The organism is Idiomarina sp. (assembly GCF_019431395.1).
Taxonomy (GTDB): Bacteria; Pseudomonadota; Gammaproteobacteria; order Enterobacterales; family Alteromonadaceae; genus Idiomarina.
The window spans coordinates 1,109,686-1,127,506 of the sequence record NZ_CP080268.1 but is presented as its reverse complement, the minus strand read 5'-3'; the positions used below and the strand labels follow the sequence as shown (position 1 = coordinate 1,127,506).

The window sequence follows — 17,821 nt, the reverse complement described above, 5'->3', positions numbered from 1 at the left end:
ACCGTTAAAACCCCAAACCAGGCGCTCAATCGAGCGCCTTTTTCCATTCATACAGCAGATCAAGTGCCTGTTTAGGCGTGACTTGTTCCAACTCGAGCATTTCTAATTGTTGTTGCAGTTTTTGCAGTTGCTCGTTGACGACGGGTTCAGTCGGTTGCTGTGGTTGCGTTAATGGCAGCGACGGCTGCACACGGCTTTCGTGTTCGAGTTGTTGCAGTTTTTGTTTAGCTGCTGCGATAACGTTGCCCGGAACTCCGGCTAATTTCGCAACCTGTAAGCCAAAGCTTTGGCTAGCCGCGCCTTCCGAAACACGGTGTAAAAAGACAATGTCATCGTTATGCTGTTGTGCCTCTACGTGAACGTTGACGGTTGCCGGTAGTTGCTCGGCAAGCTCAGTCAGCTCAAAATAGTGGGTTGCGAACAAGGTTAAACATTGTGTTTTTTGCGCAAGTTGTTCGGCCACAGCCCATGCCAGCGAGAGCCCGTCATAGGTTGAGGTGCCGCGGCCAATTTCGTCCATCAATACCAGGCTTTGCTTGCTGGCATTGTGCAGGATGTTGGCGGTTTCGGTCATTTCTACCATAAAGGTAGAACGTCCGGAGGCGATATCATCTGCGGCGCCAATACGAGTAAAGATACGATCAAACTGGCCAATTTGAGCTGCTTCGGCGGGCACGTAACAGCCCATGTGAGCAAGAATAACGATCAATGCTGCCTGACGCATATAAGTCGATTTACCGCCCATATTGGGCCCGGTAATCATCAGCATCTGGCGCTGCGGCGACAGCACGATATCATTAGCAATAAAGGGGTCGTCACTTAACCGTTCAATAACCGGGTGGCGGGCTTGAGTCAGTTGTAACTGATTCGTTTGTGGCAATAGTTGTGGACGACAATAATTTTGTTGTTGCGCCAACTTAGCGAAGGCTGCCAATGTGTCTAATTCGGATAACGCTGAGGCTGTTTGCTGCAATGCGTTAAGTTGCGGCAGACACTGATCAAACAATGCATCGTAGAGCCATTTCTCGCGAGCCAGCGAGCGCGCTTGAGCTGTAAGCACTTTTTCTTCGTGTTGCTTTAATTCGGGAATAATATAGCGCTCAGTATTTTTTAGCGTTTGGCGGCGCTGATAGTCAGCCGGGATATCCCCTGAAGCATTGCGGGAAACCTCGATAAAATAGCCATGCACTTTGTTATAGCCGACTTTTAACGTAGCAATCCCTGTTCGCTCCCGCTCGCGGCTTTCCAGTTGCTGCAGGTAGTCCGACGCGCCAGTTGCTAATGTACGTAGTTCGTCCAGTTCATCGTCATAGCCGGCGGCGATAACACCACCATCACGGATCAGCATGGGGGGATTTTCGATGATCGCCTGGTTAAGTAATTGTTGAAGCGAGTCAAAGCGATCTATTTGCTTATTTAATTGCTGCAAGGCGTCGTCATGGCATAGCTCTTTCACGGAATCGATTAAGGTTAAGCTATCGCGTAAGCGTGCAAAATCACGTGGACGTGCGCTGCGCAGGCTAATTCGAGCAACAATACGCTCGATGTCAGCAAATTGCTTAAAAAGTTGCTGTACATCGTACCAACATTCGTTTTGTGATAGTGCATCAATGGCGTCGTATCGCGCTTCTAATATTTGCTGATTGCGAATGGGTCGTTGCAGCCAGCGTTGAAAATTACGGCTCCCCATCGCCGATACGGTCTCGTCTAAGACCGCACTCAGATGGGTATCCCGCTGCGACAGGCTTTGTTGCAACTCAAGATTACGACGAGTTGCTGCATCAATAATAATGGCGTCCTGCGGTGGTTCGCGCAAAATGGATTGAATATGAGGTAATGCTGCGCGCTGGGTCTCCTGCACATAGTGGAGTACGGCACCCGCCGCGCTAATAACAGGATCGTTATCAGCTAGTCCGAACCCTTGTAAGTGCTGAGTACTGAATTGCCGGGTTAACAGTTGCAGTGCGGTCGCCACATCAAACTCCCACACGGCGCGGCGGCAGGTACGTGTGTTGGCCAGTGGTAAAGACGCGATATCCATTCCTTCCGGATACAGCATTTCAGCGGGCTGTAACCGCTGCAATTCGGCTGCGAGCTGTTCTTCACTTTGTGCTTCAGTCAGCCAAAAACGCCCGCTGCTTAACTCAAGCACGGCAATAGCATAGCCTTGCTTTAGCGGATTTATTGCCACTAATAAATTTAATTGACGATCATTAAGCAGCGATTCATCGGTAATGGTCCCCGGCGTCAGAATTCGCACCACCTGCCGCTCTACCGGGCCTTTACTGGTTGCAGGGTCACCAATTTGCTCACATATAGCGACTGACTCGCCTTTATTGACCAGCCTTGCTAAATAGTTCTCTGCTGCATGGTAGGGCACTCCTGCCATCGGAATAGGCTCGCCATTGCTGGCACCGCGTTTGGTCAGTGAAATGTCGAGTAATTCGGCCGCGCGTTTAGCGTCGTCGTAAAAAAGTTCGTAAAAATCCCCCATCCGATAGAACAAAAGCATGTCAGCATGTTCGGCTTTTATACGCAGGTATTGCTGCATCATAGGGGTATGTGATTGGATCGTCTGTTCACTGATTGCTGAGGCTGGCATACTCTAATAATCTATTTTAAAAGGGCTCTGAACACTATGGTAACAAGCCGACAAAACTGGGCGCAACGGGTATCACTGGCTGCTGAGGTCGGGCAACGATTGCTCGACCGCGGACAAACCCTTAGCACCGCAGAATCTTGTACCGGTGGAGGTATAGGATACGTCATAACCGAAGTGGCGGGAAGCTCCGGCTGGTTTAATGGCGGTTTAATCACTTATACTAACGCGCTCAAGCAACAATGGTTAGAGGTGCCGGAATCGGTGTTGCGAACCCAGGGAGCGGTGTCACGAGAATGTGTAGAAGCAATGGCTATGGGCGCATGTAAAGCCGCCTCGTCGGATTGGGGGCTTGCTGTCAGTGGTGTTGCCGGCCCCGGCGGAGGAACGGCAGACAAACCTGTTGGCTTAGTTTGGATGGCGATAGCCTCAGGGCAGCAGGCCGATAGTTTTGCCGAGCGCTTTGAGGGCGACCGTGAAGCGGTGCGATTAGGCACCATAGACTGTATTTTGCAGCGTTTATTAAAAAAGTTGCAGGATTAACTTGATACTGTAAAAACATACAGTATACTGTTTATAAAACCAGTAATTAATAGTTGGAGCATAGCATGAGCAACGATCGTTCAAAAGCACTCGATGCAGCACTTGGACAAATTGAACGCCAATTCGGTAAAGGGTCAATTATGCGTCTGGGCGACAACCAGACAATGGATATTGACTCTGTCTCGACCGGTTCGCTTGGCCTTGATGTTGCGTTAGGTATTGGCGGTTTGCCATACGGGCGTGTTGTAGAGATCTACGGCCCGGAGTCGAGTGGTAAGACGACACTAACATTGCAAGTCATAGCGGAAGCGCAAAAAGCGGGCAAAACCTGTGCTTTCGTTGATGCGGAGCATGCATTAGATCCAATCTATGCGGAGGCTCTGGGCGTTCAGGTTGACGACTTGTTAGTTTCACAGCCTGATACTGGTGAACAGGCGCTGGAAATTTGCGATATGTTAGTGCGCTCAGGTGCAGTTGATGTGGTTATTGTTGACTCGGTTGCGGCATTGACACCTAAAGCTGAAATCGAAGGTGAGATGGGGGATAGCCATGTCGGTTTGCAAGCCCGTTTGATGTCGCAAGCATTGCGTAAGTTAACTTCGAACATTAAAAAGTCGAATACCATGTGTATTTTCATCAACCAAATTCGGATGAAGATTGGTGTGATGTTTGGTAACCCGGAAACCACTACGGGTGGTAACGCACTTAAGTTTTACTCATCTGTTCGTCTTGATATCCGCCGTACTGGTGCGCTTAAAGAAGGCGATGAAGTTGTTGGTAACGAAACGCGCGTTAAAGTGGTGAAGAATAAGGTGGCGCCACCGTTTAAAGAAGCAAACTTCCAAATTCTTTATGGTCGTGGCATTTCCAAGGAAGGCGAACTAATTGACCTGGGTGTAAAACACAAAATGGTTGATAAAGCCGGTGCCTGGTATAGCTATAACGGCGATAAGATCGGTCAGGGTAAAGCGAACTCGATGAAATTCATGCAGGAAAACCCAGACATTGCTAATGAGTTAGAAGGTCGTTTGCGTGAACTGTTGTTAGCTAAACCGGTTAAAAAGACTAAGGAAGATCGAGCCGCGGAAAAAGCTGCTTTAGCCGAAAAAGAAAGCAAGAGTACGAGTAAAGCTGGGCTCGATGATGATTTGTCACTGACCTAAAACTAAGAATTGATGCGTAGCGGCGAGTTTACCGAGAACATTTCCTGGTGTAGTCTCGCTGCATAGGCATCGGTCATACCGGACAGGTAATCAGCAATAATGCGATAAGGGTTACCTGTTCCGTCTTCTTCCTGGCGACGTTGCTCTGTTAGATAGCGTTGCTGAGTATTAACGGGTAATAACCGTAGCGGATCGACAGCAAACGCATCAAAGATTTCCATCACCACTTGCTGCCCTTTAAACTCTTGCACTTGCATTTCTGGCTTACGAATTACGAACCTAAAAATAAACGATTTTAATTGGTCTAATAACCGTTGTTCGGTTTGTCCTAAACATGTTTTATATTGCAATAGTGGCGATTCAAACTGTAAGTCATTCGGTTCCAGTTGGGCAGAAGTAACCAGGCGGTTGACTAAACTTCCAATAGCCCGTTTGCGTTGGTAATGTTCTGGTGAGAACAGCTTATCAGTTAATGCGCTGGCACTAAAATCACTGAATTCACTATCGAGTTCAGATAAAAAATCATACATTTCAGCCATCCATAGCTCGCGGGTGATTAATCCCACCACGATGGCATCCTCGAGATCATGAACGCCATAGGCAATATCGTCAGCAAGCTCCATGATTGCAGCATCTACGCTTTTAAACCGGCTTTTCCCATGTTGCTTGGGCGAAGGTTGTTCGGCAAGTTGTTGCAACGCCATTTTATCGTCATCACTCAATGGCGCTAACACCCAGTTAAAGGCCGCCTCATCGTCATGATAAAGCGCTTTTGCAGGTAGCCAGTCTCGTGTTGGCAGATGACGAAAATCACTGACATCAGCAGGTGATTGCAATCGCTGCACCTGCTGCATGAGTACCGGGTATTTGAGCAAGCCTAATAGTGTGCGGCGGCATAAGTTCATGCCGACATCTTCGGTGTAGGCCTCTAACCGTGTAACAATACGAAAGGTCTGTCCATTGCCCTCAAAGTTTCCGTGGTTACGCATCATGTAATTTAACGCGATCTCACCGCCATGGCCGTAGGGCGGGTGACCAATGTCGTGAGCCAGACACAGAGACTCAATCAGAGCTTCTGATAATTGTAATTGCTTAGCTAACGCTGGCTGATGGTGTTGAAAGTGTATAACCAGGCCACTACCAATCTGACTTGCTTCAAGAGAATGAGTAAGACGTGTTCGCGGGAAGTCATGCATACCGATATACATGACTTGTGTTTTTGCTTGTAGGCGTCTAAATGCAGCTGAATGTAGAATGCGAGCTTTATCTTTTTGGTAGGGCGTACGCGTGTCCCCGGTTCTGGCGGAGGGGGTCGATGGGTGCTGCCTTGCGAACCAATGATCTAACTGCTGCATTCGCCTTCCTTATTCGTCTCTGTTAACTGCGGCGGCCCAATTCGACGCCTCGTGATAAAGTGCAATTACCGCGCTACTGCTAAGCTTCAACTTATCAGCCGCGCGCTCAATATGTTGCCAGTCGATGCGCTCAATTGCTGCCGCAGTAGCCAGGAAAAAACTGATTGCACCGCGTTTTTCGATCAAAGCCTGCAGAATGGTTGGGCCTGCGTGGATATGACCGAGTATTTTAGATAGTTCATCATCCATCATTGCATCCAGCTTTGACAACAAACCTGACAGGAATGCAGCACCTGGCTCAGCGCCGTAACGCTTGTCTTTTAACGCTAATTGTTCGCAAAACCGTGCTCGAGTTATCGATAACCGAGTTAACTCGTTGGGTTTGGTTTCGCCAAGCGAGGCTGTGGCAATAATAGCAACAAACTTTCTAACTTCTTCCTGACCGAGACGAACCACTGCCTGTTTGAGTGACGTTATCTTAGAGCGCCGGGCAAAAAATGCGGAGTTAACGAAACGCAGCAGTTTAAATGACACGCCGGTATCGCGCTCCACGATATGTGCAATTTCGTCCGGGTTATATTGTTCAGCGGTTACCTTTTCTAGTAACTCCAGGTAGACCTTTTGCGATACCGACAGGGAGCGACGTTGGATAATTTCTGGTTTAGCAAAAAAGTAGCCCTGAAAATAATCAAAACCAAGCTCATAGGACTGGTTAAATTCGTCATAGGATTCGACCTTTTCCGCCAGGTATTGACCCTCAAAGCCTTGGTGGCTCTTCATTTGCTGTTTAATTTGTGCCACCGACATCAATCGAAAATCCATCTTTATAATATCGATATGAGGCATAAACCGAGCCCAGCGTGCGTCATATTCAAAATCATCGAGCGCAACGGTGTAACCCAGCTGTTTTAAAGAGACAACAGCGTCATAAACCTCATCGGTTGGCGGCACGGTTTCCAGTAATTCAACAACAATGGTGTTTTTTGGTAGCACCTGCGGCAGCTGTGAACAAATGGCGCGTTCAGTAAAGTTGATAAAAGCTTTGTTATTGGCGGTTAATGCATCAATGCCACTACTAAACTCACTGTTCTCCACCAGACGCTCGGTCGCCTCGTTAGAATCGACATTAGGGAATGCGTTGGCAAAACCATCACGGAACAATAACTCATAGGCAACAAGCTTTTTTTGGCGGTCAAAAATAGGCTGTCGCGCAATATAAAAAATCACCTAAGTTTCCTTATAGGAATCAATCGATTTATGCTACAAAGGACGTACTTCAGTGTACGGATAAATCAGGGAATTGGGAAGAACTACATGTCGGAAGTAAAAGTTGCCTTGGCATTGGGATCAGGCGCTGCCCGCGGCTGGTCTCATATTGGTGTTATCAAAGCGCTAGAGGAAATGGGTGTACGCATAAACATGGTCGCCGGCACCTCAATTGGGTCGCTGGTGGGCGCTGGGTACGCATCGGGCCGGTTAGCCGAAATCGAAGATTGGGTGGTTAACATGGGCCGCTGGGAAGTCTGGAATTTATTGGACTTTGGCTTTAATCAGGGCGGCTTAATCGGTGGCGAAAAAGTATTTAACGAGGCGCGGGAACAATTTGGAGCCAAGCAAATCGAGGACCTCCCGATAACCTATGGTGCAGTCGCTACCGATTTATACAGTGGTCGCGAGATTTGGCTAAGAAAAGGCGACTTGTATGATGCCTCGCGCGCATCCTGCGCGATGCCCGGCATCCTGGCGCCGATGGCAGTAGATGGTCGCTGGTTAATCGATGGCGGGCTGGTTAACCCGGTACCGGTATCCTTGTGCCGTGCTTTAGGAGCTGACTTTGTTATCGCCGTTCATCTTAATTCGCAGTTAAACTCTAAAGTGATTGAACAGCGGGGTCGTAATATTCCGCCGCAAACCGAGGCCGAACAAGCGCAAAAGCAACAACTGGCCAATAAACACAAACATGATGAGTCTGGTTTTTTTGAAAACTTTTGGTCCAGCAGTCAACACTACTTCGACAACATAAAAGACCGGTTTAAGGCTAATCCCCACAAACCGCCTGGTATGTTCAGTGTCATGTCCAGCTCTATTGATATTATGCAGGAGCGTATTACCAAAGCACGGATGGCGGGCGATCCTCCCGATATATTGGTTCAGCCAAAACTCGGCCATATTGGAATTATGGAGTTCGATCGTGGTAATGAGGGCATTGATATTGGCTATGAGACCACGCACCGGATGCGTGATCTCATTATGGAAGAAATTGATTTGTACCGTGAGCGGCGGGGCTAATAGCCCGCGGCATGGCCGTCTTTACGACTTTCTGATGCGCCGTAGTAAACGTCCTCCTGGTGGTTTTTCCAAATAGCCTGATAGCCGCCAAATGGTCCAACCGCTTCTTGCAGCGTATGGCCCATTTTAATCAACTCCCGGCGGGTATGTTTAGAAAAGCCGTTTTCTAAGTGTACTGTACCACCATCATTCATTTCGGCGCCGGTAGGTTGGCCAGATCCGGTATGCAGTATTCTGGGGGCGTCACCGGCTTCCTGCAGGTTCATGCCAAAGTCAATGATGTTAATGAGGATTTGCGCGTGCATTTGTGGCTGCGTCGCGCCACCCATCACACCATAACTCATAACAGGTTTACCATCTTTAGTCACAAACGCTGGAATAATTGTATGAAAAGGGCGTTTGCCGGGTTCGAATACGTTGTTATGGTTAGGAGCTAAATTAAATAACTCGCCACGGTTTTGTAGTACAAAACCTAAACCAGCGGGCGTTACGCCAGAACCCATGCCACGGTAATTACTTTGAATCAGAGACACCATGTTGCCGGCTTCATCTGCTGTGGTTAAATAAATGGTATCGCCTTCGGTTGGCGGATTGCCGGGCTCGACCGCATTCGCTGGCCTATTCGGATCAATAAGTTCAGCGCGCTCACGCGCGTAGCCTTTGTCTAACAGGCCCTCTACAGGAACGTCGTTAAAAGCCGGGTCAGAGTAGTATTTGGCGCGGTCTTCAAATGCCAGTTTTTTCGCCTCGACAAAATGGTGAATGTACTCGGGGCTATCAAAACCCATAGCTGCGATATCAAAATTCTCAAGCATGTTAAGAATTTGCTGTGCCGCAATACCCTGTGTATTTGGCGGCAGTTCCCACAGGTCATAACCACGGTAGTTTGAAGAAACAGGGTCTACCCATGTCGACTCATGAGAAGCCAGATCTTCATAGGACAGAAAGCCACCATTGTCCTGAACAAAGTCGCTTATAGTGCGTGCAATGTCGCCTTCATAAAAAACATCACGACCTTGTTCTGCAATTGTCTGGTAAGTATTGGCTAAGTCCGGATTAGTAAATCGCTCGCCTTTTTGCGGCATATCACCGTCTTTCATAAATACATCGGCAAAGCCCGGGTAGTCTTGCAGAACTTCGCCATTGCGTTCAAAGTAATAAGCAATAACTTCGGTTACCGGAAAGCCTTTACGGGCATACTCGATGGCTGGAGCCAAAACTTCTTTCATGTCCAGCTGCCCAAAACGTTCGTGTAGTTCAAACCACCCATCGACGGTTCCGGGGACCGAAATAGGTAGCACACCCCGGGCTGGTATGCTGTCGTAACCGTTCTCGACAAAATATTCACGAGTGAGTGATTTTGGCGAGCGTCCGGATGCGTTGAGTCCGAACAGACGCTTGCTCTCTGCGTCCCAGACAATAGCAAATAAATCACCACCAATGCCGTTACCGGTAGGCTCAACCAGCCCTAAAACCGCATTAGCTGCGATGGCGGCATCAATAGCGTTGCCGCCTTGTTGCATAATGTCCAGTGCTACCTGAGTTGCCAGGGGTTGACTGGTCGCTGCCATTGCATTAGGTGCCATGGCTTCGGAACGAGTAGCAAAATGGTGGCCGGTAATACGATCGGCGGCCGCCGTTGTATTGGCGATAACGCTTAAGCCAAGAGCGACGGTACAGGTTAATAGAGTCGACTTCATGGATAATCTCCTGATGCGAAAGATAACTACAGCTTAGCGATAAAAAAGGGTCGCGTTAAGCGACCCTCCTTAGCATGATTTCAGTCTACTACCGATTACTTCTGAGTATGGTAGTAATCGTCGATGACTTTTTCCATTTCATCGAATTTGTCCTGCAATGCCTGGTCAGGTTCTGCTGTTAGCTTACTGAAGATAACGATAGCTAACACAGATACAATGAAGCCGGGCACGATTTCATAAACGTAACCGCTTAGTGGCTGGCCACCGAATTCAGGGCCGTAGATCCAGAATAATACGGTTAACGCACCCAGGATCATACCGGCGAGAGCACCGTGACGGTTCATTCGCTTCCAGAACAAGCTCAGAATAACCACTGGACCAAATGCCGCGCCAAAGCCTGCCCATGCATTAGATACCAGAGTCAGTACCGTATTCTCCGGGTTCCAGGCAAGCCAGATAGCTACCAGCGATACTACCAGTACCGAAATACGACCTACTGCGACCAGTTCTTTCTGGCTAGCGTCTTTGCGCAAGAATGCTTTGTAGAAATCCTCTGTCAGTGAACTTGAGCTAACCAACAGTTGTGACGAAATGGTACTCATGATGGCTGCCAAAATAGCTGCCAGCAAGAAGCCGCCAATTAACGGATGGAACAAGAACTGAGAGAAAATAATAAAGATCGTCTCGGCATCATCTAGCGTCATTTGGGTTTCGTTAACATAGGCAATACCAACAAAACCTGTTGCCATGGCACCGATGATCGATACAAACATCCAGCTAATACCAATGCGGCGTGCGTTTTTAATGTCGCTTACCGAGCGTATGGCCATAAAACGGACGATGATATGTGGCTGGCCAAAGTAGCCAAGACCCCAGGCTAATAGGGATATAATCCCGAGAGCAGCCAAACTTTCGCCGCTGGCACCATCTTTAAAGAAATCCAGGAATTGCGGATTAATATCCTTCACCTGACCGACAACATCGCTGTAGCCGCCAAGTTCGGAAAAGGCCACAATAGGTACTAAAACCAGGGCGACGAACATGATACACCCTTGTACGAAGTCGGTCATACTCACCGCCAGAAAGCCACCAAACAGCGTATAAGCACAAACGACGCCCGCTGTTACCCAGAGGCCGGTGGTATAATCCATCCCGAACGAGCTGTCGAATAACTTACCGCCGGCAACCAAGCTGGCAGAAGTGTACAAGGTAAAGAAGATGATAATGACCACAGACGAGAAGATCCGCAGTTTGCGGCCTTTATCGTTAAACCGGTTAGCAAAGTAATCCGGTATAGTTATCGAGTCATTAGCAACTTCGGTATAAGTCCGCAGACGCGGGGCTACGATGACGTAGTTAAGGTATGCGCCAATGAGCAAACCCACAGCAATCCACAGCTGCGAAACACCTGAGACGTAAATCGCTCCGGGTAGACCCATCAACATCCAACCACTCATGTCAGAAGCGCCGGCTGATAGCGCGGTTACCGCGGGACCAAGCCCACGTCCACCAAGCATGTAGCCAGAGACCGAGTCAGTCGCTTTTTTGTAGGCATAAAGACCAATGCCCAACATGACAATAAAATACAGCGCTAGCGATATCAGAGTACCTGTTTCCACATTAAACTCCCTTAGTTTTAGTTTTAGCGACGTTAGCGCTTGTGTCGCTTTAGGTTTAAGTGTTCTGTTTAAAGATGTTCATGCAACAATTGTTCTACGTAAGGTTGTTGCGGTTCGTTTAACAAGTGTTCAGTTTTTTCAAACGTAATCATTTTACCACGATACAAAATTAAGATCTTGTCAGCAATATGTTTAACGATTTGCGGCGAATGTGTAACGAAAATATACGAAATGCCCATATCTTGCTGCAAATCTAGCATTAGGTTAATGATTTGAGCTCTAACTGATGGGTCAAGCGCAACCAGCGCTTCGTCGGCAACGATGATTTGTGGCTCAAGCGATATAGCGCGGGCGATAGCAACCCGTTGCTTCTGACCGGTAGAGAGCATATGCGGGTAAAATTCGTAATGCTCTGCTAATAGCCCCACCTTGCGTAAAGTCTGTTTTACGGTATTTTGCCGCTCTTGTGCCGTTTGTCGGGTATTAAAAATCAGCGGCTCTTCTAATTGTTGGCCAATGGTGCGTTGACTATTTAACGATTTCTCGCTGTCCTGAAAGATCATGCGGATATTTTGACAGCGTTGTTTGGTATTGGCGTCATAGAGCTTCTGGCCATTAAGATAAATGTCGCCGCTGGTTGGGTTATCAACGCCGGCGACCAGTTTTGCCAGGGTCGATTTACCGGAGCCGGTTTCGCCCATGATAGCCAGTGTTTGGCCAGCGGCTAGCGTAAATGAGGTGGGCTCTAAAGCCACTGATTTAGGTGACCAGGGCCAGTCACGGCGGCCTCGAAACGATTTACTGAGATTCTTCACCTCCAAAATAGATGTCATGATGTCGGCTCGTTTAAAGGGTAATGACAGTGGAACAATTGTTGCTCGCGCGTTGCCGCCGGCGGCGCTTTAACGCATTGCTTTTGCGCGTAGGGGCAACGTGGGCCCAGACGGCAACCGATAGGCATATGTCGGAGCGTCGGTACGGCTCCGGGTAACGTTGGCAAACGTGATTTTCGCGGTAATTCATGCTGACTTTGCAAGGACATATCGATCATTGATTGGGTATACGGGTGCGCTGGTGCTTGCAGTAACGCCGAAGCTTTACCCGTTTCCATCAACTGGCCACAGTAAAGTAGGGTCAAATACTGTGTCGCCGGTAAGATCGAGGCGACATCCTGCGTGATAAGTAATACCGACATATCCTGACTCATTGCTAACTTAGTAATCAGCCGCTGGATTTGGTCGCGCGTGGATGGCTCCATGGCGGTTGTTGGCTCATCAGCAATCAACAGTTTTGGCCGGTGCGCAATTGCAATAGCAATACTGACTTTTTGTGCGATGCCCTCAGACAGCTCGAACGGATAGCTTTTCAATACCTTTTCGTGATCGCGTACCCCAACCCGGTGCAGTAACTGCCTAACCCGTGTTTTACGATCAATTCGCCGGCGTAAAAAAGTACCGGTCACGTCACCATTGGGAATGGCTTCGTTGATTTGTTGTTCAATCGTATTATTGGGATCTAAATAGGCTGCCGGGTCCTGAAAAATCATCGCCATGTCACGACCGGTAACGGCACGGCGGGCTTTTGCGTCCATCGCCAGCAAGTCCTGTCCGTTCCACCATAAACGATCAGCGGTTACGCGCCAGGCAGGATTAATCACGCCAATAATGGCTTTAGCTAATAAACTTTTGCCCGAACCTGACTCGCCGACAATAGAGTGAATTTCGCCCGCCTTTAATTGCAGGTTAACGCGATCCAGTATCCGCACCCGGCCTTGTGGCATATCCAGTTCGATAGTGAGATTACGAATGTCCAGCATGTCCATAACAGCTTACCCATCCATCCGTTGTTTGATTGCCCGACGCAAACTATCACCGACAATATTGATGGCGGTAATGGTAATAAATAGTGCGACACCGGGTAGCACCATTGACCAGGGCGATAAATAGACTTCATCCAGGCTGCGAGCGAGCATGCTTCCCCATTCAGGAGTTGGCGCTTGTACGCCTAAACCAAGAAAGCTCAGCGCCGCAATATCCATAATGGCTACTGATAGCGCCACAGTAAACTGCATCACCATCGCTGGAGTGATATTAGGGAAAATCACCCGGTACATTAAATAGGTATCCGAACAGCCGTTAAGTCGTGATGCTGTGACATAATCTTTTTGCCACTCACTTTGTACCGCATTGCGGGTAACGTAAATGAACTGCGGAATTAGCGATAGCGTAATCGCGATAATCGCGTTACCCAGACCCGGCCCCAGAATCGCAATAATAACCAGTGCCAGCAAAAACGAAGGAATGGTTAATACACGGTCGAACACCTGCCCGAACACGCGATATTTTGCGTTGCGATCAATACCCGCAATAGCACCGGTAAAAATGCCAAATGACGATGCCACAATGACGATAACGAGCGGTAAGGCGAAGCTATAAGCTGCTCCGATGAGTAATCGAGACAGCATGTCTCTACCCAGATCGTCGGTACCGAATAAAAAGGCCATGTTGCCGTCGGCGGTCCAGGACGGCGGTAATGATAACGCGTCGGAGAATTGCTGTACCGGATCGTAAGGCGCCAAAAGATAAGAGGCTAAGGTGACCACCAGCAAAATAATTAAGAACCATAACGCAATCATTGCCGCAGTGCGCTCGCGGAACGAATACCAGACTAGCTGCAACGGCGATGGGTTACGGTCTTGATAATACAGATCAGGCTGAGCCATAGCGCTCCTCCCGGACAATTGGGAACCGCCAGCCGCGATAAATTTCAAATAAGAAGTTGGCAAACAGCGTGGTCGCAACCAACAATAGCAATGCTGCCTGAATGACAGGGTAGTCGCGATCCAGAATCGCTTTTAACAACCAGGAACCAATACCAGGCCAGTTGAAAATAGACTCGACGATAACGGCATTGGCTAACATCAGACCGAAGATAAATGTAAGTTGTTGCAGAATACCCTGCATCGCATTGGGCACCGCATGCTGCATAACAACTCGGTAGGGGGGCAGGCCGCGCGCGCGCACAGCTTTTATATAGGGTTGCTGCATAATTTCTACGGTTGTATTGCGCATCATCCGCAGCAGCAACATGGCCGGCAAACTGGCCAGTACCACAATCGGCAACACCATATGGGCTAACGCATTTTGATAGGCAGATGCCTTATAGGCTGAGTCACTCAGAGCAATGTCGAGTAACACTGAGCCGGTTTGCGGCTCAATCAAATAAAGTGGGTCAATTTGTCCGGTAATGGGCAGCCAACGTAAATTAACGGCAAAAAACAGGATTAATAGCTGCGCTAACCAGAATACGGGAATCGAATAGCCGCCAACCGCAAACGAAACGATGGTTTTATCCAGCGGAGCCTTGTACCAGGCCGCGGATAAAGCGCCGAGCGGTACACCAATCAGCAAAGCTAAAAGCAACGCCAACAGGAGAATTTCAGCCGTTGCCATAAAGGTACGTGAGCCTTCCAGCCAAACAGGTTGCTGGGTTACCAGCGAATAGCCCCAATTCAGGTTAATGAGGTTTTGCAGGTAATACGCGTACTGAACAAAAAGGTTGGTATCGCCGCCGCGCAGTGCAAACTCTTCACCATAGGCTTCTGTGGCCACTCGTATGCCCGACATGTTGGTAATGACATCGCCGGGGAATAACCAGTTTAAAAAGAAGCTGAATACCGTCAGTAGCCATAACGCCAGCACAAAATAGAGCAGCCGGTTGATGATAAAACGCGTCATTGCGCTAACTCCTTACCGGCACGGCGGAAGCTAATACCACCATAAGGCGGCAGCTCAACACCGGTGACAAAATCTTGCTGGGCCTGATAGCGCATCGAGTGGGCAATAGGTAATAAGGGAACCTGCTGATTGAGCAAATCCTGCGCCGAACGATACAATTGACGGCGCTCAGCGGTGTCGGTAGTGGCGATGGCTTGTAACAAAATCTGGTCAAACCCGGGGTGACACCAGTTAGCGCGGTTACTGCCGGTGGCAACAGCGGCACAACTCAACAGCGGTCGAAAGAAATTATCCGGATCCGCATTGTCGGCGTACCAGCCAATCAGGGCGGTGTCATGTTCGCCACGACTTAATCTACGCCTAAAGCTATTCCACTCGTAACTGACAATGCGTACATTAATTCCCACCTGCGCCAAATCAGACTGCATAAGTTCAGCCATGCGGCGAGCATTGGGATTGTATACACGTTGCACTGGCATGGCCCAGATGGTCATTTCAAAGCCAGCTGTGATACCGGCTTCATCTAACAAAGCGCGGGCTTTTTCAGGATCATACTGATAATCGATTTGCGCTTCGCGGAAGGCCCAGGATGTCGGCGGCAATACCGATTCTGCTTGCTCAGCACTGCCGTAATAGATGGCATCAATAATAGCCCGCCGATTAATCGCATAGCTCAACGCCTGACGCACCTGCGGGTTATCAAAGGGTTTTTTCTGGGTATTAAATGCCCAGAAAGATACATTAGGGCTAACCTCTGATTTAACTTCTATTTGCGCCTGGTTCAACGACCGCAATTTACTGACCAGCGGATAGGGTATGACATCACACTCGCCGGTAACCAACTTCAGCATGCGCTTATTCGCATTCGGCGTAATGGAGTAAACCAAGTGTTCAATATCGGGACCTTCACGCCAGTAATCCGGATTGCGTGAGTAACGGATGTAATAATCCTTACGATAAGCTTCAAACCGAAATGGCCCGGTTCCAATGGGTTGCTGATCAATCAGCTCCGGTTGGTTTGCAATATCCAGCTTATGCGCATATTCAGCCGATAAGATCACCGCAAAGTCGGTAGCCAGATTGGCCAAAAATGAACTATCGGCATTATTGAGCACGATATCGATAGTGTGAGGTCCGACTTTGACCACACGGTTGATCAGACGATCCAGTCCGGTCGCCGTAAAAAAGGGGTAGCTGCCGCCGCCTACCGGGTGATAAAGCGCGGTAGAGTCTAGCCAGCGGTTAAAACTAAAAATAACGTCATCGGCATTTAAGTTACGGCTGGGCGTAAAAAAATTCGTGGTATGAAAGGCAACATCGTCGCGCAGTTTAAAGCGATACCTTGTGCCATCGTCCAGTGCCTGCCATTCGGTGGCCAGCGCAGGTACGAAGGCTTGCTCACTGGCATCGTAGTCAATTAGCCGGTCGTAAAGTTGGGCGGCAGTGGCGTCAACCGTGGTACCCGAGGTTATCCGCTGTGGATTAAATCCCTCAGGGTTGCCCTCGGAACAATACACCAAACCTTTTTGCAGTGGCTCAGGTAGTTCACGTTCGCTGCTGCAGCCGATGCTAATTAGGCTCAATAATATAGGCAAACTGGCACGCAAGTTAATCATTATCGCCGTTCGTTCCTTCCAGTAACTGGTATTTTTTTAAATAGCCACGCAGTTGGTGGTAAGTAAGGCCTAAATGTTTAGCCGTTTTCTTTTGGTTAAACTGACAGTGTTTCAGGGCATCTTGCAATAGTTTTATTTCGAAGTTTTGCGATGCCTGCTTTAAATCCAGTGGTTCCGTAACGTCGGGTGCGGCCGCAGTGGTTGAGCTTGGTTCAGCAGCCATGCCCGGCGAATCTTGCGCAGTATGTTGCTGAGTGTCAACAGCTCGTGTTTCAGCAGGTGTTGATGGTTTGGGACGAAACGGACTATCGAACGGGTCCAGTACGATCTCAGATACCGGGATGTGACCATTGCCCACCCGATAAACACTGCGCTCGACCACGTTTTTAAGTTCACGCACGTTTCCGGGCCAGTGGTAGTCCAGCAGCAGGCGCTTGGCCTTTTCAGTAAAACCACTGAATAGCTCGTATTGTAATTCGCGCGCCATGGCAATGGCGAAATGTTCAGCTAATACCATAATATCTTCACGCCGCTCACGCAAAGGCGGTAGTGTAATCACATCAAATGCTAAGCGATCGAGCAGATCGTGGCGAAACTTTCCCTGCCGTGCCAGCGACGGCAAGTCCTCGTTGGTGGCAGCAATAAGTCGTGTATCAACTTTAACGGGACGGGAACCACCGACGCGTTCGAACTCACCATACTCAATAACGCGTAGTAGCTTTTCTTGCACCAGCATCGAGGTGTTGGCCAACTCATCCAGAAACAAAGAACCGCTGTCGGCGCGCTCAAAGCGGCCTTCGTGCCGTTTACTGGCGCCGGTGAAGGCGCCGGCCTCATGGCCAAACAATTCACTTTCCAGTAAGTTGTCGTTAAGCGACGCACAGTTAAGGGTTATGTACTTTTGGTCCCAACGCTGGGATAAAAAATGACAGCGTTGTGCAATCAATTCCTTACCGGTACCACGCTCGCCAATAATAAGGATAGGCTTGTTCAGTGGGGCAACCTGTGACACATGCTCTAATACTTCAACAAAGCTGTTAGACTGGCCAATGAGGTTGTCCGTTGGGCGAAATTGGCTCATGTTAGGAAAAATCCCGTTTTTATAGTTATTTTTGCCAATTATTAGTTTATTTTACAAATTGGCGCAAGTTTTAATATGGCACAACAAAGTAAAAAACTAACAAAAACAGCGTGTTAAGT

The 17,821-nt window shown here is 48.7% G+C and carries 14 protein-coding genes; 3 read left to right on the top strand and 11 right to left on the bottom strand.

The window, feature by feature from the left end:
- Positions 1 to 25: 25 nt before the first annotated feature.
- Positions 26 to 2,602 carry a DNA mismatch repair protein MutS gene (gene mutS / locus KZ771_RS05575; protein ID WP_290654616.1) on the bottom strand — a complete coding sequence of 859 codons (2,577 nt, stop codon included), beginning with the start codon at positions 2,600 to 2,602 and terminating at the stop codon, positions 26 to 28.
- A 36-nt stretch (positions 2,603 to 2,638) separates the two neighbouring features.
- Here mutS and KZ771_RS05570 point away from each other — a divergent pair, with 36 nt between their 5' ends.
- A complete protein-coding gene (locus KZ771_RS05570) occupies positions 2,639 to 3,142 on the top strand; it encodes a CinA family protein (protein WP_133538224.1) in 504 nt (167 codons plus the stop codon).
- Between the two features lie 65 nt (positions 3,143 to 3,207).
- Positions 3,208 to 4,305 carry a recombinase RecA gene (recA, locus tag KZ771_RS05565; protein ID WP_290572327.1) on the top strand — a complete coding sequence of 366 codons (1,098 nt, stop codon included), beginning with the start codon at positions 3,208 to 3,210 and terminating at the stop codon, positions 4,303 to 4,305.
- Positions 4,306 to 4,307: 2 nt separating this feature from the next.
- Here recA and KZ771_RS05560 read toward each other — a convergent pair whose 3' ends face one another.
- On the bottom strand, positions 4,308 to 5,660 hold the full coding sequence (locus KZ771_RS05560) for an anti-phage deoxyguanosine triphosphatase (RefSeq protein ID WP_133538226.1): 1,353 nt from the start codon (positions 5,658 to 5,660) through the stop codon (positions 4,308 to 4,310).
- A 9-nt stretch (positions 5,661 to 5,669) separates the two neighbouring features.
- Positions 5,670 to 6,887 carry an HDOD domain-containing protein gene (locus tag KZ771_RS05555; RefSeq protein WP_290654615.1) on the bottom strand — a complete coding sequence of 406 codons (1,218 nt, stop codon included), beginning with the start codon at positions 6,885 to 6,887 and terminating at the stop codon, positions 5,670 to 5,672.
- Between the two features lie 87 nt (positions 6,888 to 6,974).
- Between KZ771_RS05555 and rssA the strand changes: the two genes are divergently transcribed.
- Positions 6,975 to 7,949: a patatin-like phospholipase RssA gene (gene rssA, locus KZ771_RS05550; protein ID WP_133538228.1), complete on the top strand. Its 975-nt coding sequence runs from the start codon at positions 6,975 to 6,977 to the stop codon at positions 7,947 to 7,949.
- Here rssA and ggt read toward each other — a convergent pair.
- From ggt to pspF, 8 genes are all read right to left on the bottom strand, one after another.
- Positions 7,946 to 9,649: a gamma-glutamyltransferase gene (gene ggt / locus KZ771_RS05545; protein ID WP_290654614.1), complete on the bottom strand. Its 1,704-nt coding sequence runs from the start codon at positions 9,647 to 9,649 to the stop codon at positions 7,946 to 7,948. The two genes, rssA and ggt, sit on opposite strands and share 4 nt — an antisense overlap.
- A gap of 95 nt (positions 9,650 to 9,744) precedes the next feature.
- Positions 9,745 to 11,268, bottom strand: coding sequence for a sodium/proline symporter PutP (gene putP / locus KZ771_RS05540; RefSeq protein WP_290572335.1), 1,524 nt, complete (start codon positions 11,266 to 11,268; stop codon positions 9,745 to 9,747).
- A 68-nt stretch (positions 11,269 to 11,336) separates the two neighbouring features.
- Positions 11,337 to 12,104 carry an ATP-binding cassette domain-containing protein gene (locus KZ771_RS05535; protein WP_290654817.1) on the bottom strand — a complete coding sequence of 256 codons (768 nt, stop codon included), beginning with the start codon at positions 12,102 to 12,104 and terminating at the stop codon, positions 11,337 to 11,339.
- On the bottom strand, positions 12,098 to 13,090 hold the full coding sequence (locus tag KZ771_RS05530) for an oligopeptide/dipeptide ABC transporter ATP-binding protein (RefSeq protein WP_290572337.1): 993 nt from the start codon (positions 13,088 to 13,090) through the stop codon (positions 12,098 to 12,100). The genes KZ771_RS05535 and KZ771_RS05530 overlap by 7 nt, the downstream gene beginning before the upstream one ends.
- A 6-nt stretch (positions 13,091 to 13,096) precedes the next feature.
- Positions 13,097 to 13,990, bottom strand: a complete 894-nt coding sequence (locus tag KZ771_RS05525; RefSeq protein ID WP_290572339.1) for an ABC transporter permease subunit — start codon at positions 13,988 to 13,990, stop codon at positions 13,097 to 13,099.
- On the bottom strand, positions 13,977 to 15,005 hold the full coding sequence (locus tag KZ771_RS05520; protein WP_133538234.1) for an ABC transporter permease: 1,029 nt from the start codon (positions 15,003 to 15,005) through the stop codon (positions 13,977 to 13,979). The genes KZ771_RS05525 and KZ771_RS05520 overlap by 14 nt, the downstream gene beginning before the upstream one ends.
- Positions 15,002 to 16,621 (bottom strand): ABC transporter substrate-binding protein, encoded by a 1,620-nt coding sequence (locus KZ771_RS05515; RefSeq protein WP_290654613.1) that lies wholly within the window; start codon positions 16,619 to 16,621, stop codon positions 15,002 to 15,004. Before KZ771_RS05515 ends, KZ771_RS05520 begins: the two co-directional genes overlap by 4 nt.
- Positions 16,614 to 17,702: a phage shock protein operon transcriptional activator gene (gene pspF / locus KZ771_RS05510; protein WP_290572345.1), complete on the bottom strand. Its 1,089-nt coding sequence runs from the start codon at positions 17,700 to 17,702 to the stop codon at positions 16,614 to 16,616. The genes KZ771_RS05515 and pspF overlap by 8 nt, the downstream gene beginning before the upstream one ends.
- Positions 17,703 to 17,821: the final 119 nt, after the last annotated feature.

Excerpts from the sequence above, each read along its gene's own strand:
- KZ771_RS05525 (WP_290572339.1), bottom strand. The coding sequence starts at position 13,990 with ATGGCTCAGCCTGATCTGTATTATCAAGACCGTAACCCATCGCCGTTG.
- mutS (WP_290654616.1), bottom strand. The coding sequence starts at position 2,602 with ATGCCAGCCTCAGCAATCAGTGAACAGACGATCCAATCACATACCCCT.
- KZ771_RS05520 (WP_133538234.1), bottom strand. The coding sequence starts at position 15,005 with ATGACGCGTTTTATCATCAACCGGCTGCTCTATTTTGTGCTGGCGTTA.
- recA (WP_290572327.1), top strand. The coding sequence starts at position 3,208 with ATGAGCAACGATCGTTCAAAAGCACTCGATGCAGCACTTGGACAAATT.
- KZ771_RS05570 (WP_133538224.1), top strand. The coding sequence starts at position 2,639 with ATGGTAACAAGCCGACAAAACTGGGCGCAACGGGTATCACTGGCTGCT.
- KZ771_RS05530 (WP_290572337.1), bottom strand. The coding sequence starts at position 13,090 with ATGGACATGCTGGACATTCGTAATCTCACTATCGAACTGGATATGCCA.
- ggt (WP_290654614.1), bottom strand. The coding sequence starts at position 9,649 with ATGAAGTCGACTCTATTAACCTGTACCGTCGCTCTTGGCTTAAGCGTT.
- rssA (WP_133538228.1), top strand. The coding sequence starts at position 6,975 with ATGTCGGAAGTAAAAGTTGCCTTGGCATTGGGATCAGGCGCTGCCCGC.
- KZ771_RS05560 (WP_133538226.1), bottom strand. The coding sequence starts at position 5,660 with ATGCAGCAGTTAGATCATTGGTTCGCAAGGCAGCACCCATCGACCCCC.
- KZ771_RS05515 (WP_290654613.1), bottom strand. The coding sequence starts at position 16,621 with ATGATTAACTTGCGTGCCAGTTTGCCTATATTATTGAGCCTAATTAGC.
- pspF (WP_290572345.1), bottom strand. The coding sequence starts at position 17,702 with ATGAGCCAATTTCGCCCAACGGACAACCTCATTGGCCAGTCTAACAGC.